A 14,834-nucleotide genomic window follows, 5' to 3' on the forward strand; every position below is an offset into this window, starting at 1 on the left:
CGTTCTGTGGCGGCTCGAGGCCGCGGATGCTCAGGCGGAGCGCTTGGTACGCCGTGCCGACAGTTCATCGACCGGATCCGGCGACGTCGCGTCGAACGCGACCAGCGTGGACTCCACTTCGCGGAGCACCTTGCCGACAGCGATGCCGAAGACGCCCTGACCGCGGCTGACCAGGTCGATGACCTCGTCGTTCGACGTGCAGAGGTAGACGGAGGCGCCGTCGCTCATGAGGGTCGTTCCTGCGAGATCGCGGATGCCCGCGCGGCGGAGTTCGTCGACCGCAGTACGGATCTGCTGCAGCGAGATGCCCGTGTCGAGCAGGCTCTTCACGAGCTTGAGCACGAGGATGTCGCGGAAGCCGTAGAGGCGCTGCGAGCCGGAGCCGCTCGCACCGCGAACGGTGGGCTCGACCAGCTCGGTGCGGGCCCAGTAATCCAGCTGACGGTAGGTGATGCCCGCTGCACGAGCAGCTACGGCACCGCGATAGCCGACCTCGTCATCCATGGCCGGCAGGCCGTCGGTGAAGAGGAGTTCGGGTACGAACCGCGGGTCGCCTGCACGCTCATCCGCATTCATCTGAAATCCTCCCTGGAGCCGTTACCTCCACGCTAGAGCAGCCCTCCGGCACCGGCAATGACATCCGTACGACACCGAAGGTGTGTCGCAATCAGTTCGTTACGAAAGCAACCGTGCGATCGCGTCTTTGACGAAGAGCGAACGCACTTCGTCGATCTTGGCGGCCAGGTTCGGAGCCATGTCGCTCGCCTTCGCGCGCGACGCGGTGTCGGTGCGGCGCAGCAGCGATGACATGGCCGACTCGATCAGCGCGACCTCGCGCTCGGCACCCTGCCGCAGTGAACGGAGGTGGCGAGGCTCGATGCCGTGGCGGTCGAGGGCGACCAGACCGCGCAGAAGCGTGACCGTGGACTCGGGGTAGCTCTCCTGCGCCACGATCACACCGGTGCTGATGGCGTCGTTGAGCAGCTGGGGGCCCGCGCCTGCCGCCGACAGCAGCTCGCTGCGGCGATAGCGACGCGGTGTCGGAGTGATCGAGGGCGGCGGCACGAGAGTCGAGGATTCGCCGTTCGCCTCGGCCTCGTCGAGCTGCTCGCGGATGACGCTGAGAGGAAGGTAGTGATCCCGCTGCAGAGTGAGACCGAGACGCAGCCGCTCGATGTCGGCCTGCGAGAACTTGCGGTAGCCCGACTCGGTGCGCGACGGCGTGACGATCCCCTGGACCTCGAGGAAGCGGAGCTTGCTGGAGGTGAGCTCGGGAAACTCTGGCGTGAGTCGCGCCAGGACCTGACCGATGCTCAGAAGACCCGCGGACGCTGAGCGTTCGCGGGCGGGGGAAGCCGCCATCAGTCGATCGCCGCGACGCGATCGACGGGAGAGGCGAAGAAGTTCAGCCGGAACTTGCCGACGCGAAGCTCGGTGCCGTCGACCAGAGCGCTGCGGTCGACGCGCTCACCGTTCACGTACGTGCCGTTGAGGGACCGCTGATCGATGATCTCGAAGGTCGACCCGGTGCGGGTGACCTCGGCGTGACGACGCGAGACGGTCACATCGTCGAAGAAGATGTCGGCCTCGGGGTGGCGGCCCACTGTCGTCACGTCCGTGTCGAGCAGGTAGCGCGCACCCGCAAGCGCTCCGGAGCGCACCAGCAGCAGCGCGGAACCGGAGGGAAGGGCCGAGATCGCAGCCTGCTCCACATCCGTCAACTCCGCGCCGAAGGGCACGAAGGAAAGGTCCGAGTCATGCCCGAACGTCTGCGTCACGTCGTGCCTCTGCTCGCCGGCACGATGGATCGCGGCGTCTCCGCCCGATCGGGTTTCGCTGTCTGTCACTTTGCCCTCCTAGTCCTCCAGACTAACTGATCAGCGACCCCACGCGGGAGCTCCCTTCACACTCAGCCATCACATACCGATGCTTCATAGGCTGAGCATGTGAAAACCACAGCTCGCCGCCTCCCCGCAGCCCCGATCGCTCTCGCAGCAGCCCTCCTGACAGCGTTCCTGGTGCTGTTCGCGCCGCTCTCCGCCTCAGCGCACGACAGCCTCCTCGCGTCGTCCCCCGAAGCCGACGGCACGGTCGAGACGCTGCCGACCGAGCTCACCCTCACCTTCAGCGCGAAGCTCATCGACGGCGAAGGCGCGACCGAGATCGTCGTGACGGATCCCGCGGGCAGCCCCGTCACCGACGGCGCTCCGACCCTGAACGGTGCGGTCGTCACCCAGCCGCTCGCAGCCGAGGCGCCGGCAGGTGCTTACCACGTGGTCTGGAAGGTCGTCTCGAGCGACGGCCACCCCACCTCCGGCGAGTTCGACTTCACCGTCACGACCGGCACGGAGAGCATCGCGACCGCGGAGCCGACGGCATCCCCCACGACCGCCGAGCCGACTCCCGCCGCGACCGCCGGCCCCGGAACGGACGCCACGGCCGCACCCGAGGAGAGCGACTCGTCCCCCGCGACGACCATGATCTGGGTGCTCGCGATCGCCGGCGTGCTCGTAATCGTCGGCATCGTCGTCTGGCTCGTGATCCAGGGCCGCCGCACCCGCGGTTCGACCGATTCCGACGCCCCCACGGAACGATAGGCTTAAGGCATGCCACACTACGATGTCGTCATCCTCGGTGCAGGTCCTGGCGGATACGTCGCTGCGGTTCGCAGCGCGCAGCTCGGTCTGTCCACCGCCATCATCGAAGAGAAGTACTGGGGTGGTGTGTGCCTCAACGTGGGCTGCATCCCCTCCAAGGCTCTTCTGAAGAACGCGGAGCTCGCACACACGCTCAACCACAAGGCCGACTTCTTCGGCATCTCGGGTGAGTTCACGATCGACTACGGCAAGGCGTTCGATCGCAGCCGTGTCGTCGCAGACGGGCGCGTCAAGGGCATCCACTTCCTGATGAAGAAGAACAAGGTGACCGAGTACGACGGTCGCGGCACCTTCACCGGCCCGAAGGCGATCTCGGTCGCCAAGGCCGACGGCACCACCGAAGAGGTCACCTTCGACAACGCGATCATCGCGACCGGTTCGAAGGTCCGCCTGCTCCCCGGAGTGCAGCTCAGCGACAACGTCGTGACCTACGAAGAGCAGATCCTCAGCCGTGAGCTCCCGAAGTCGATCGTCATCGTCGGCGCCGGCGCCATCGGCATGGAGTTCGCCTACGTGATGACGAACTACGGCGTCAAGGTCACGATCATCGAGTTCCTCGACCGCGCACTCCCCAACGAGGATGCGGACGTGTCGAAGGAGATCGCCAAGCAGTACAAGAACTACGGCGTCGACATCCTCACCTCCACCAAGGTCGAGTCCGTCGTCGACAACGGCTCGTCCGTCACCGTCTCGTACACGAGCAAGGACGGGCAGCAGAGCTCGATCGAGGCCGACAAGGTGCTCATGTCGGTCGGCTTCGCCCCCAACATCGAGGGCTTCGGACTCGAGGCCACCGGCGTGAAGCTCACCGAGCGCGGCGCGATCGACATCGACGACCACATGCGCACCAACGTCGAGGGCATCTACGCCATCGGCGATGTCACCGCCAAGCTGCAGCTCGCCCACGTGGCAGAGGCGCAGGGTGTCGTCGCTGCCGAGACCATCGGCGGCGCTGAGACCCAGACGCTCGGCGACTACCGCATGATGCCTCGCGCGACGTTCTGCTCGCCGCAGGTCGCCTCGTTCGGCCTCACCGAGCAGCAGGCCAAGGACGAGGGGCGCGAGATCAAGGTCGCGACGTTCCCGTTCATGGCGAACGGCAAGGCGCACGGCCTCGGCGAGCCCGTCGGATTCGTCAAGCTGATCGCCGACGCCGAGCACCTCGAACTCATCGGCGCCCACATGATCGGCCCCGACGTCTCCGAGCTCCTGCCCGAGCTGACGCTGGCGCAGAAGTGGGACCTCACGGCTCTCGAGCTGGCCCGCAACGTGCACACCCACCCGACCCTGTCGGAGGCGCTGCAGGAGGGCTTCCACGGCCTCGCGGGTCACATGATCAACTTCTGATCCACCCGATCAGCACGAAGGCCCGGCACGCTCGCGCGTGACCCGGCCTTCGTGCGTCACCGTCCGGCGCGCCTCAGCTCGAGCCGCGACGGAAGAGCGAACCGCACGGTCCACCCTGACGTCGCGATCGAGCCCAGTTCCTTCGGCGTGTACGAGCGACGGATGCTGATGAGTCCGTCCTCGCGGATGAACGATCCTCGGAAGAGCGTGCCGGAGAAGAGCCAGGTGACCGCACTGTAGAGCGCATACGCGGCCCGGCTTCGGGAGATGTCACGATGCACCACGAGCCCGTCCTCGCCGACGAGCCGTCGCGAGTCGAGCAGCAGGCTCTGCAGCTCCTGCTCCGTGAGGTGATGAAGCACGTGATTCGAGAAGACCAGGTCGTACTGCTCCCCCTCCGCGACGAGTGCCTCCGACAGGGCGCAGCGGTACCGGACACCCGATCCCGCGTCGTGGGCGGCGGCCCACCGGATGGCGCGCTCATCCGCATCCAGCGCGGTGATCTCCGCGGTCAGCCCGTCGCGACGCAGCCTCGACGCGATCATCCGGCAGACGTCGCCGCCGCCGGCCCCGATGTCGAGGATGCGGATCGGGCCGCGCCGAGCCCGGGGACGGATGTCTCGGCGATAGAACTCCCCAGTGCCCGACACGAGGGCGTTCACGAGGCGGAAGCGGTCGTAGGTGCGCTCGAGCATGGCGATGTCCGCGTCGGGGTCGTCCATGAGCTCTCGCGCATCGGATGCGCGGGTCGAGAGATCGTGGCTCATGCGACGCCGGCGACGACCGTCATCAGCGCGCTCTCGGCCGTCAGCCCCGGGCCGAACGCCATCGCGGCGACGCGCGACCCCTCCGAGGCCCCGTCGTCGAGGATGCGCTTGATGACGAAGAGGATCGTCGCACTCGACATGTTGCCGTTGACCCGCAGCGTCTCGCGTGCGGGATGCAGCTGAGCATCCGAGAGATTCAGTCGTTCCTGCACCCGATCCAGGATGCTCCGGCCACCGGGATGGATGGCCCAGTGCTCGACGCGATCCCCCACCCGCCCCTCGTCGAAGGCCTCGGCGAGCTCTCCCTCGCGGGCGTAGAGCGGGCGTATCGCTCCGACGATGGTCTCGCCGATGATCTGCGGAACCCTGGTCGACAGGATCATCTCGAAGCCGTTGTCGCCGATCGTCCACGCCATGTCCTGCTCGCCCTCCGCGGCGATCGCCGTGTGGAAGCCGTCGAGACGAACCCCCGGAGTCGGCGTGGGAAGGTCACGAGCCGTGACGATGCCTGCGGCCGCTCCGTCGGCGAAGAGGGAGTTGGCCACGATGAGATCCGGGTCCTCCGTCGATCTCAGATGCACCGTGCACAGCTCGACGCTGACGACCAGGACCACGGCGTCGGGGTCCGCCGCGCAGAACTGGCTCGCGGCGCGGAGCGCCGGCATCGAGGCGTAGCAGCCCATGAAGCCCAGGTGATAGCGCTGCACACTGTCCGGGAGCCCGAGCCCTCGCACGATCTCGTACTCCGGGCCGGGGGCGTGGAAGCCTGTGCACGATGCCGTGATGACGTGGGTGACGTCGGCGGCGGACACGTCGGGATCGGCATCCAGGGCGCGACGCGCCACTTCGACGAAGAGACGCGACGCCTCCCGCACGTAGAGATCGTTGCGCGCCTTGGTCCCGGGTGAGCGGAGAAGGTTCTTCTCCCGCTCGAAGAACATCGGTTCGTCCGACTGCGGGTGCCACGAGAACTCGTCGATGACCGTGTGCCGCGTGTCGATACCCGAGCCGTTGAAGGAGGCGCCGATGATCCGCTGCGCGAGCCTTCCGACATCCGGCTGCGAGGCGAAGATGTCGCGCACCTCGTTCTGCTCGAGGACGGTGTCGGGGACGATCGTCTGCAGCGAGCGGAGGACGGCGGAACGGCTCATGTCAGTCACTCAAGCACCATCTCGCGGCGAGGCGGAAGGGGCTTGCGCCGTGTGTCAGAAACCGAGAGCACGGGCGAGCTTCGAGCCGGATGCCGCCTCACGACCGCCGACGGCGAAGATCGCTCTCTCGACGGCATCGAACAGGGCCTCTCGCCCCGCGGCATCCGCCGGAGCGGCCGGGCCGAGTTCGAACTCCCACTCACGCCATTCGCGCTGGACGTCCTGCCGGAGGTCGGTCGCGCGGACCCGATCGTCGACGAACTCGGCGATCACGCCATCGGCACCCGAGAGCAGGTACGCGGTGCGACTGTTCTCGATGCGGGCGAGGGGCGTGAGTCGCCCCGTCGTCCATCGGGAGAGGGTGTCGGTCACCGCATCCGGGATGCTGTCGTCGTCGCCCAGCGGCCATCCGATCTCGAGGCGTCCGTCGCCTTCGCGGGGTCCCTTGATGTGCCACCCGGCATCCGGGCCGCCGGTGCGGCGGCGAAGCGCCACCCCGGCGCGAGAGAGCTCGGCGTCGTCGGTGTCGAGGTAGCGTGCGTCGAGCTCGCGCACCTCGCCCTCTGACACCGCATCAACACCGGGCAGCCCACTCCACTCGGGAAGGAGCGTGGCCTCATCGACGTCGTACTTGCGCTCGACCTCGACGACCCTGGTCGGCTCGGAGCCGGACTGCGAAGGAGTGCCGCTCTCAGTCATCCGTGAGGGTGAGGTCCTCGAGGGACTCGTCGAACCAGTAGTCGATCTCGGTGGGGCCGTCGGTGTCGCCGGTGTTCTGCTCCTCACCGCGTCGGTTGTACACCACCTGAGTCTCGCTGTAAGGGACGATCAGCTTGTCGTCCGCGTCGCCGAGAGGAATGATCTGCCCGTCGAGCGGGCCGCCGTGAAGTCGTGCGAGTGCCATGTGCTCACCCTATCCCCGTCGTCGCGGATGAGGGGTCATCCCCCGAGTATGCCCAGGAGCGCGCCGAGGATCATCCACGGCCCGAAGGCGATGCGCGTGGATCGGTCGGCCGCACGCGATGCCATCAGCGCCAGCGCGTACAGCGCTCCCAGGACGAACGCCGACGCCGCGCCCACGGCGAGCGCCTGCCAGCTGTGCCACCCGAGCACCAGACCGATCACGGCGGCGAGCTTCACATCGCCCCCGCCCATCCCCTCTCGCCCGAGCAGGCGGAGCATCGCGTAGAAGCCGCCGAGGATCAGCATCCCGAGCGCGGCTCTGGTCAGCGCGCCGCTGTCGCCGAGCATGAGGGCATCGGCCACCGTGAGCACGAGGAGGGCCGCGAGGGTGGGGAGGACGATCCGGTCCGGCAGCCGATGGGTGCGGATGTCGACCACGACGAGCCGGATGCCGACCATGAACAGCACCAGGTGGACGATCAGGACGAGCACGCTGCGGGGATCCATCTCGGAAGGGTAGGAGACGACGGATGCCGTCCTCGACCGGGTGTGGATAACCATCCGCCTCTATGTCGGAGGTTCGAACTACTGTGATCATCTCCAGTTGCTTTATTCGTACATATCTTCGAGGATGGATACATGGGGATCGGGCTCGATGCGGTGACCGCGCTCTCTCCGGCTGGCGACTCCCGCGCCGGAGAGGTGCTTCGGCTGCGCCGGGAGATCAGCCGCATGCAGCGCAGACGCAGCGAGCATCCGCTGCTGCCCCTCGATCCGGCCTTCTCCTCCCTGCTTCCCGAAGAGGGGCTGCAGACCGGCACGGCCTACAGCGTCTCCCCCTCGCCCAGCCTCGTCCTCGCTCTGCTCGCCGCGGCGTCGAGCAAGGGGCTCTGGTGCGCCGTGGTCGGCATGCCCACACTGGGGGTCGAGGCCGCAGCGGCTTTCGGCATCGAACTCGCCCGGCTCATCCTCGTCCCCGAGCCGGGAGACCGCTGGCTCGCCGCGACCTCCGCACTCGCCGAGGTCGTCCCGCTGATCGCCGTGCAGCCGGGCAGCAGGGCACGCGATGCCGATGTGTCCCGTCTGAGCGCCCGACTCCGCGACCGCGGGAGCACGCTCCTGGTCACCGAGTCCACGGCGACAGGCGCCTGGCCGCAGAGCGAGGGCGCGATCCGGCTCCATGACCAGCACTGGCTCGGGGTCGGCGAGGGGTGGGGGCTGATCGAGGGGTCGACGGCGACGGTGACCGCGAGGACGAGGCACAGTCCGCTGTCCTCGAGCGTTCGGGTGCGCCTTCCCGGAACCCACGGAGCGGTCGAAGAGCTGCCGTCCGAGAAGATCCTCGAAGAGATCACGACCGCGCCGACCACGCTGCATGGCCTGCGCGGCGGAGCCGGCACCCCTCTCGAATACCCGCCACTGGCGGTGGCCGGATGACCTCGCCTCTCCGAGTCCTGGTCCTGTGGTTCCCCGACTGGCCGTTGCGAGCCGCTCTGGGCGGCCCCCCACCGCATGCGCCGACCGCCCTGGTGCAGGCGAACACCGTCATCGCCTGCACCGCCTCCGCCAGGGAGCACGGCGTCCGCGCGGGTCAGCGTCGCCGCGTCGCACAGGGGCACATCTCGTCGCTGCGTGTGCTTCCTCACGATGCCGCCCGAGATGAGCGGGCCTTCCTGCCGGTGCTGCAGCTCATCGAGAAGCACGCCCCCGGTGCGGCTCTGCTGCGGCCTGGGCTCGCGGCGGTGCGAGCGAGGGGCATATCCCGGTACCACGACGGTGAGGCCGAAGCCGGTACGGCGCTGATCGACGTCCTCGCCGGAGCCGGTTTCCCCGAGGTGCGCGTGGGCATCGCCGACGGTCCCTTCACGGCAGAGCTCGCCGCCAGGGGGCGCACGCCCTGCACCGTCGTGCCCGCGGGGCTCGCGAACGACTTCCTCGCCCCGCTGCCCGTGAGCGTGCTGCGCGACGAACAGCTCACGGGTCTTCTGATCCGGCTGGGGGTTCGCACGCTCGGCGAGTTCGCCGCCCTCGACGAGATCGAGGTGCGTGATCGCTTCGGCGAGCGCGGTGCCCGTCTGCACGCTCTCGCCGCCGGAGCGGACTCCCGCGCCGTGGTTCCGCGGCCACCCGATCCCGAGCTCGTGCGCTCCGTCGAGTTCGAGCCCGCTCTGGCCGGAGCCGATCAGGTGGCGTTCGCGGTCCGGCAGACGGCTGACGCGGTGATGCTCGCGCTCGGTGACGCATCGGTCGTGTGCACCGAGGTGCGCATCGACCTGATCGACGACAACGGCACGGTGTTCTCCCGTCCCTGGCTGCACCCGACCTGCTTCGATGCGGCCGACCTCGTAGACCGGGTGCGCTGGCAGCTCGAAGCACTGGGGGCGGAGTCCGCCAAGGAGCCGATCGATGAGGCACGGGCTTTCGGCGGCATCGAACTGGTGCGCATCGTCCCCGTGGCCGTCGATGATGCCGCACACCACCAGCCGGGCCTCTTCGGCTCAGGCACCGATGAGCGTCTGCACCACGCCATCTCCCGCGTGCAGACGATGCTCGGTCACGAGGGCGTGGTCACCGCAGCGCTCTCCGGCGGGCGCTGGCTCGCCGACCGACAGGTGCTCACGCCCTGGGGAGAACGCGCGGTCGCACCCCGAGACCCCGGGCGCCCCTGGCCGGGGAGCCTTCCTGATCCCCTTCCCGCCGAGGTGTTCCGACCGCCTCGGCCGATCGGAGTGCTCGCTCCCGACGGCGCGACGGTCCTCGTCGACGAGCGAGGGGCGCTCTCCGCCGCGCCGACCCGCATCGACGGTGACGATGTGCAGGCGTGGGCGGGCCCCTGGCCCATCCACGAGCGTCGATGGGATGCCGGCGGCGGCAAGCGAGGACACCGTCTGCAGATCATCGACGACCATGACCGCGCCTGGCTGGTCTTCTGCACAGGCGATCGCTGGTGGGCCGAGGGGAGGTATCGCTGATGGGCTGGCACAATCCCCCTCTGTCATGGAACGAACTGGAACGCACCCTCAGCGGCGAGGAGTCGCCGTACCCGACCGGCGGGACGCCACCGAGCACACCCCAGGGCACACGTCCGGATCCCGGCCCCATCAGCACCCGACGCAAGAGGACTCCTCCGACCACGGTCGGCCGGCCGGAGGACGCCGTCCCCTATGCCGAGCTGCATGCGCATTCGTCGTACTCCTTCCTCGACGGAGCCTCCTCCCCCGAAGACCTCCTCGCCGAAGCCGAGCGGCTGGGCCTGACCGCGCTGGCGCTCACAGACCACGACGGCTTCTACGGTGCTGCCCGCTTCGCCGAGGTCGCAGAGCTGATGGACGTCAAGGTGCAGACCGTGTACGGGGCCGAGCTCTCCCTCGGGCTCGACGCGCCTCAGCGGGGCACCCCCGATCCGATCGGCGACCATCTGCTCGTGCTCGCCGACGGGCTGGAGGGTTACCACCGGCTCTCCGGAGCGATGACGGCCGCTCACCTCCGCGGTGGAGAGAAGGGGCGCCCCGTCTACGATCTCGATGAGCTGGCCGCCACCGCAGACGGGCATTGGACGATCCTCACCGGGTGCCGCAAGGGCGGCGTCCGCCGTGGCCTCGAAGCCGGTGACGCGCACACCCCGCTGCGCCGCCTGGTCGATCTCTTCGGGCAGGATCACGTCGCCGTCGAGCTCTTCGACCACGGCGACCCGCAGGACTCCCGACGCAACGATGCTCTCGCCGACCTCGCCAGGCGGATGCGACTGCCCGTGGTGGCGACGAACAACGTGCACTACGCCGCCCCCGAGCGGGCATCTCTCGCCGAGGCCGTCGCCGCGGTGCGTGCAGTCCGCAGCATGGACGACCTAGACGGCTGGCTCCCCGCACACGGAGGAGCGCATCTGCGCAGCGGCGCCGAGATGGCGGCACGCTTCCGTCGCCATCCCGGCGCGATCTCGTACGGGCTGGAGCTCGCCGCAGCATCCGCCTTCCCCCTCCGCCGAGCGCGCCCTGCGCTCCCGAAGCAGGAGGTGCCCGACGGACACACTCCCATGAGCTGGCTGCGGCACCTGGTGTGGGAGGCGGTGCCGACGAAGTACCCGCGCCTGGATGCCGACGGTCGCCGCAGGATCGGACGCGAGCTCGATGTCATCGAGGAGAAGGACTTCCCCGGCTACTTCCTCATCGTGCACGGGATCGTCACCGAGGCGAAGCGTCTCGGCATCCTCTGTCAGGGCCGCGGCTCGGCTGCGGCGAGCGCCGTCTGCTATCTGCTCGGGATCACCGCCGTCGACCCGATCCTCTACCGCCTGCCCTTCGAGCGCTTCCTCGCGACCACACGTCAGGAGGAGCCGGACATCGATGTGGACTTCGACTCCGACCGCCGGGAGGAGATCATCCAGTGGGTCTACCGCCAATACGGGAGGGAACGCGCGGCGCAGGTGGCGAATGTCATCCAGTACCGACCGAAGAACGCCGTGCGCGACATGGCGAGGGCTCTCGGCTACTCGCCAGGGCAGCAGGACGCCTGGTCCCGGCAGGTCGACGGATGGAGCGCGGGCCTCGAGGTCGGCGAGGGCTCTCGGCTACTCGCCAGGGCAGCAGGACGCCTGGTCCCGGCAGGTCGACGGATGGAGCGCGGGCCTCGAGGTCGCCGACGAGCACGACATCCCCGCGAACGTGCTCGACTACGCGGGTGAGCTGCTGAAGGCGCCTCGGCATCTCGGCATCCACTCCGGCGGAATGGTGCTGACTGCGAGACCCGTGGGTGAGGTCGTGCCCGTGGAGCATGCGCGGATGGAGAACCGCACCGTCATCCAGTGGGACAAAGACGACGCGGCCTGGATGGGGCTCGTCAAGTTCGACCTGCTGGGGCTCGGGATGCTGGCAGCTCTCCAGCACTGCTTCGACCTCATCCACGACGCCACGGGCGAGCTGTGGACCCTCGAGACGCTGCCCAAAGAAGAGCCGGCGGTCTACGACATGCTCTGCCGCGCGGACTCGATCGGGGTGTTCCAGGTCGAGTCGCGTGCGCAGATCGGCCTGCTCCCCCGACTGCAGCCGCGGGCCTTCTACGACCTCGCCATCCAGATCGCGCTCATCCGGCCAGGGCCCATCCAGGGCGGCGCCGTGCACCCCTTCGTCCGTCGGAAGATGGCGAAGGACGCCCTCGACGAGGAGAACCGCGCCAGGGCTGCCAGGGGCGAAGACCCGGTGGTGCTCGAGATCCCCTACCCGCACGACGATCTCAAGCCGATCCTCGAGCGCACGCTGGGCATCCCGATCTTCCAGGAGCAGCTGATCCAGATGGCGACGGCCATCGGCGACTGCACGGCAGACGAGGCCGACCTGCTCCGCCGCGCCATGGGGTCCAAGCGCGGACTCGAGAAGATCGAGAAGGTCCGAGACAAGCTCTACGCGGGGATGACCAGGCGCGGGCTCTCCGCCGAGCAGTCGGACCGGATCTACGCGCAGATCCAGGCGTTCTCGAACTTCGGTTTCGCCGAATCACACTCGCTGTCCTTCGCCCTGCTCGTCTATGCCAGCTCCTGGCTCAAGCTGCACTACCCGGCGGCATTCCTCGCGGGGTTGCTGCGGTCGCAGCCGATGGGCTTCTACTCCGCATCGACGCTCACCGCAGACGCCCGTCGACACGGGGTCGAGGTCCGGCGTCCCGATCTGCATGCCTCGGGGGCGACCGAGACCCTGGAGCCGCTCGAGGGGGCGCCTCTCCGGATCCCGACCGGCCTGGACTCCTGTGCCGACCCGCTTCAGCCACGCGTGCCGCGCTTCGACCGATCACTGCCCGACGAATCGGCGGCGCACCGCAGAGACGGCGGCTATGCCGTGCGTATGGGACTCGGTGGCGTCCGCGGCATCGGCCTGCCGTTGGCGGAGCGGATCGTCGCCGAGCGCGAGTCCGGCGGCCTTTTCCGTGATCTGAACGACCTGGTGAGGCGGACGGATGCCACGGCTGCGCAGCTGGAGGCTCTGGCGACCGCCGGGGCGTTCGAGTGTCTCGGGCTCCAGCGCCGGGAGGCGATCTGGCTGTCCGGGGCGGCCGCGGAAGACCGTTCGCGATTCCTCCCGGGAACGACCGTCGCCGTGCAGCCGCCGCTGTTCACGGATCAGTCCAGCTATGAACGACTCTCCGCCGACCTCTGGGCGACCGGCGTCTCGACCGACGACCACCCGATGGCGCACTTCCGCGCACTCCTCCGAGAGCGGGGCGTACTCACCTCCCTCGACCTCCAGAGCCATGAGACGGGGAGACGCATCGAGGTCGCGGGCCTCGTGACGCATCGGCAGCGCCCGGCCACCGCGGCGGGCGTCACGTTCCTCAACCTCGAAGACGAGAGCGGCCTGGTCAACGTCATCTGCTCGACGGGGGTGTGGAGCCGCTATCACCGAGTGGCGCGCGATTCACCCGCTCTCATCATCCGCGGCATCCTCGAGCGCTCGGCGGAGGGCGTCGTGAACGTTCTCGCAGATGCCTTCGAAGACCTCCGCACTGGAGTCACCCATCGCTCGCGGGACTTCCGATGAACGGGCAAACCGTACCTGCCGTTCACGGGATCCGCGGAGTGCTCACCAGAAGCGCTCAGGCTCCGGCTCGGGCACGCGGTCCCCACCGCCCCAGCGGTCGGCTTCGGCCTTCGCCGCGTCCACCGCGGCATCCGCACCGTGCAGAGCTGTTCGGGCACTGGTCGCACCTCGCCCATCACCATCGGCTTCGACCGTGAGCGTGGTGTGCGATCCGTGGCCGAGCCCGATCGTCACCGTGCAGTCGACGACACGACCCAGCCACCGGCTGACCTGCCCTCGCGGCTCTTCGGGCCGGCGATACCGGATGCGAGTGTCGAGGTCGATGACAGAGAGGATCACGGACTCCCCGGTCAGCTCGTCGACGCGCTCCGACACCTCGACGCGGTGTCCGTGCGCGATGGCGAGGGGCGCGTTGACCACGAGCTTTCTGTCCATGAACCCACTCTATGAGTGGACGTTCTCGCGACAAGCCCCAGTCTCGGAAGAAATATTCGTAGATTTCTTTGTCCCCCAAATGGCGGACAAGAGGATTAAGCGATATTCTGCAAGAAGTAGCGGGGGCTACCGGCTGAACATCTGGGGATATCAGTCGAGAGAGCAGCGAAAGTCTTTCGCCGCCTCCCCTACCGTCCGGGAAGGACGGTGAGCCCTCTCGAGCGATCCAAAATGGGGTTTGGATGACTCGGGAGGGCAACCAGCCCCGCACCGCGCGGAACGCGCTGGCCTGCGATCGTCCGGACACTCCGCCGGACTGGCCCGGACACTCCGCCGATCACCCGACGCGCGACCCGCCGCCGTCCGCCACCGACTCAGCGCACGAGGCGCGCGCGCAGCGAGTCGAGAAGCAGTCCGACCCCGAGCTCGAACGTACGGTCAGCCCGCGCGGTCCCTCGCTCCGCCCCGTCGAGCACCCGCCCCAGCGTGCGAGTCCCCTCCCCGGGCTCCCACACCTCGTCCGGTGAGGCCAGGTCGAGACCGAAGCCGATCGCGAAGGCATCGATGACCGCGATCACCGTGAGCACCTCATCTTCGGGGAATCCCCCCTCGACGAGTACGGTCGCGAGGTCGTCATAGGCGGCGATCACCGCCGGATGCGTGATGGTCTTGCCGATCAGGAGAGGCACGAGAGCCGGGTGATCTGCGTACATGTGCCGCTGCCGCCGGAGCAGATCGATGAGGAACCGATCCCAGGGCTCACCGCGCGATTCGACGCGGTAGTCCTCGATGAGCCTGCCGCGCATCTGCTCGATGATGCCGTCCATGCCGTCGACGTGGTTGTACAGCGACGAGGGGCGCACCCCCAGTCTGCGGGCGATCGCGTTCACTCCGAACGGCTCTCCCGCCTTCGACAGCTCGAGGCCGGCGGCGCCGATGATCTCCGGCGACAGAAGGGGACTCGTCGGCCTGGGCATCGCACGCTCGCTCTCTGATTCGGAGGGGTGGCGAGAAAGGTCTTCCCCGCTGCATTCCTCCTGTGCATAA

14 protein-coding genes and 1 pseudogene are annotated in these 14,834 nt (G+C 68.4%); 5 read left to right on the plus strand and 10 right to left on the minus strand.

Annotated features, from left to right (window positions below; genetic code table 11):
* Positions 1-30: 30 nt before the first annotated feature.
* The 3 genes from OD997_RS05650 to OD997_RS05660 form a co-directional block, all read right to left on the minus strand.
* On the minus strand, positions 31-576 hold the full coding sequence (locus OD997_RS05650; protein ID WP_056306955.1) for a MerR family transcriptional regulator: 546 nt from the start codon (positions 574-576) through the stop codon (positions 31-33).
* A gap of 99 nt (positions 577-675) precedes the next feature.
* The gene (ftsR, locus tag OD997_RS05655) at positions 676-1,362 is read right to left on the minus strand and encodes a transcriptional regulator FtsR (RefSeq protein ID WP_434330744.1); all 687 of its coding nucleotides are present in this window, start codon (positions 1,360-1,362) and stop codon (positions 676-678) included.
* Entirely contained in the window at positions 1,362-1,847 is a 486-nt protein-coding gene (locus tag OD997_RS05660) for an FHA domain-containing protein (RefSeq protein ID WP_056306951.1), read from the minus strand. The genes ftsR and OD997_RS05660 overlap by 1 nt, the downstream gene beginning before the upstream one ends.
* 99 nt (positions 1,848-1,946) lie before the next feature.
* Between OD997_RS05660 and OD997_RS05665 the strand changes: the two genes are divergently transcribed.
* Positions 1,947-2,597, plus strand: coding sequence for a copper resistance CopC family protein (locus tag OD997_RS05665; protein ID WP_434330746.1), 651 nt, complete (start codon positions 1,947-1,949; stop codon positions 2,595-2,597).
* A 9-nt stretch (positions 2,598-2,606) separates the two neighbouring features.
* Complete coding sequence (lpdA, locus tag OD997_RS05670; protein WP_434330747.1) at positions 2,607-4,004, plus strand: dihydrolipoyl dehydrogenase; 1,398 nt, start codon at positions 2,607-2,609, stop codon at positions 4,002-4,004.
* 56 nt (positions 4,005-4,060) lie between these two features.
* On the opposite strand, the gene OD997_RS05675 is transcribed toward lpdA, so the two are convergent.
* The 5 genes from OD997_RS05675 to OD997_RS05695 are packed head-to-tail and all read right to left on the minus strand — an operon-like array spanning position 4,061 to position 7,332.
* Positions 4,061-4,771 (minus strand): methyltransferase domain-containing protein, encoded by a 711-nt coding sequence (locus OD997_RS05675; RefSeq protein WP_434330748.1) that lies wholly within the window; start codon positions 4,769-4,771, stop codon positions 4,061-4,063.
* Positions 4,768-5,922: a type III polyketide synthase gene (locus OD997_RS05680; protein WP_434330749.1), complete on the minus strand. Its 1,155-nt coding sequence runs from the start codon at positions 5,920-5,922 to the stop codon at positions 4,768-4,770. Before OD997_RS05680 ends, OD997_RS05675 begins: the two co-directional genes overlap by 4 nt.
* Positions 5,923-5,976: 54 nt before the next feature.
* Positions 5,977-6,621: a CYTH domain-containing protein gene (locus OD997_RS05685; RefSeq protein WP_434330750.1), complete on the minus strand. Its 645-nt coding sequence runs from the start codon at positions 6,619-6,621 to the stop codon at positions 5,977-5,979.
* Positions 6,614-6,826, minus strand: a complete 213-nt coding sequence (locus OD997_RS05690; protein ID WP_434330751.1) for a response regulator — start codon at positions 6,824-6,826, stop codon at positions 6,614-6,616. Before OD997_RS05690 ends, OD997_RS05685 begins: the two co-directional genes overlap by 8 nt.
* Positions 6,827-6,861: 35 nt before the next feature.
* A complete protein-coding gene (locus OD997_RS05695; RefSeq protein WP_434330753.1) occupies positions 6,862-7,332 on the minus strand; it encodes a prepilin peptidase in 471 nt (156 codons plus the stop codon).
* Between the two features lie 132 nt (positions 7,333-7,464).
* Here OD997_RS05695 and OD997_RS05700 point away from each other — a divergent pair, with 132 nt between their 5' ends.
* From OD997_RS05700 to OD997_RS05710, 3 genes and pseudogenes are all read left to right on the plus strand, one after another.
* Positions 7,465-8,262 carry a hypothetical protein gene (locus OD997_RS05700; RefSeq protein WP_434330754.1) on the plus strand — a complete coding sequence of 266 codons (798 nt, stop codon included), beginning with the start codon at positions 7,465-7,467 and terminating at the stop codon, positions 8,260-8,262.
* The gene (locus OD997_RS05705) at positions 8,259-9,797 is read left to right on the plus strand and encodes a DNA polymerase Y family protein (RefSeq protein ID WP_434330756.1); all 1,539 of its coding nucleotides are present in this window, start codon (positions 8,259-8,261) and stop codon (positions 9,795-9,797) included. The genes OD997_RS05700 and OD997_RS05705 overlap by 4 nt, the downstream gene beginning before the upstream one ends.
* A pseudogene (locus OD997_RS05710) lies at positions 9,797-13,352 on the plus strand (error-prone DNA polymerase). The gene OD997_RS05705 and the pseudogene OD997_RS05710 overlap by 1 nt, the downstream one beginning before the upstream one ends.
* Before the next feature lie 42 nt (positions 13,353-13,394).
* Here the strand turns inward: OD997_RS05710 and OD997_RS05715 are convergent.
* The gene (locus OD997_RS05715; RefSeq protein WP_434330757.1) at positions 13,395-13,787 is read right to left on the minus strand and encodes a hypothetical protein; all 393 of its coding nucleotides are present in this window, start codon (positions 13,785-13,787) and stop codon (positions 13,395-13,397) included.
* Between the two features lie 374 nt (positions 13,788-14,161).
* The gene (locus OD997_RS05720; RefSeq protein WP_434330758.1) at positions 14,162-14,764 is read right to left on the minus strand and encodes a TetR/AcrR family transcriptional regulator; all 603 of its coding nucleotides are present in this window, start codon (positions 14,762-14,764) and stop codon (positions 14,162-14,164) included.
* Between the last annotated feature and the right edge of the window lie 70 nt (positions 14,765-14,834).

Origin of the sequence: Microbacterium sp. CGR1 (assembly GCF_051062835.1) — a bacterium.
In the GTDB taxonomy this organism is placed as follows: Bacteria; Actinomycetota; Actinomycetes; order Actinomycetales; family Microbacteriaceae; genus Microbacterium.

What these genes read in the sequence shown, in the direction of transcription:
- OD997_RS05650 (WP_056306955.1), bottom strand. Translation starts at nt 576, where the DNA reads ATGAATGCGGATGAGCGTGCAGGCGACCCGCGGTTCGTACCCGAACTC.
- OD997_RS05690 (WP_434330751.1), bottom strand. Translation starts at nt 6,826, where the DNA reads ATGGCACTCGCACGACTTCACGGCGGCCCGCTCGACGGGCAGATCATT.
- lpdA (WP_434330747.1), top strand. Translation starts at nt 2,607, where the DNA reads ATGCCACACTACGATGTCGTCATCCTCGGTGCAGGTCCTGGCGGATAC.
- ftsR (WP_434330744.1), bottom strand. Translation starts at nt 1,362, where the DNA reads ATGGCGGCTTCCCCCGCCCGCGAACGCTCAGCGTCCGCGGGTCTTCTG.
- OD997_RS05715 (WP_434330757.1), bottom strand. Translation starts at nt 13,787, where the DNA reads ATGGACAGAAAGCTCGTGGTCAACGCGCCCCTCGCCATCGCGCACGGA.
- OD997_RS05675 (WP_434330748.1), bottom strand. Translation starts at nt 4,771, where the DNA reads ATGAGCCACGATCTCTCGACCCGCGCATCCGATGCGCGAGAGCTCATG.
- OD997_RS05685 (WP_434330750.1), bottom strand. Translation starts at nt 6,621, where the DNA reads ATGACTGAGAGCGGCACTCCTTCGCAGTCCGGCTCCGAGCCGACCAGG.
- OD997_RS05695 (WP_434330753.1), bottom strand. Translation starts at nt 7,332, where the DNA reads ATGGATCCCCGCAGCGTGCTCGTCCTGATCGTCCACCTGGTGCTGTTC.
- OD997_RS05720 (WP_434330758.1), bottom strand. Translation starts at nt 14,764, where the DNA reads ATGCCCAGGCCGACGAGTCCCCTTCTGTCGCCGGAGATCATCGGCGCC.
- OD997_RS05705 (WP_434330756.1), top strand. Translation starts at nt 8,259, where the DNA reads ATGACCTCGCCTCTCCGAGTCCTGGTCCTGTGGTTCCCCGACTGGCCG.
- OD997_RS05680 (WP_434330749.1), bottom strand. Translation starts at nt 5,922, where the DNA reads ATGAGCCGTTCCGCCGTCCTCCGCTCGCTGCAGACGATCGTCCCCGAC.
- OD997_RS05700 (WP_434330754.1), top strand. Translation starts at nt 7,465, where the DNA reads ATGGGGATCGGGCTCGATGCGGTGACCGCGCTCTCTCCGGCTGGCGAC.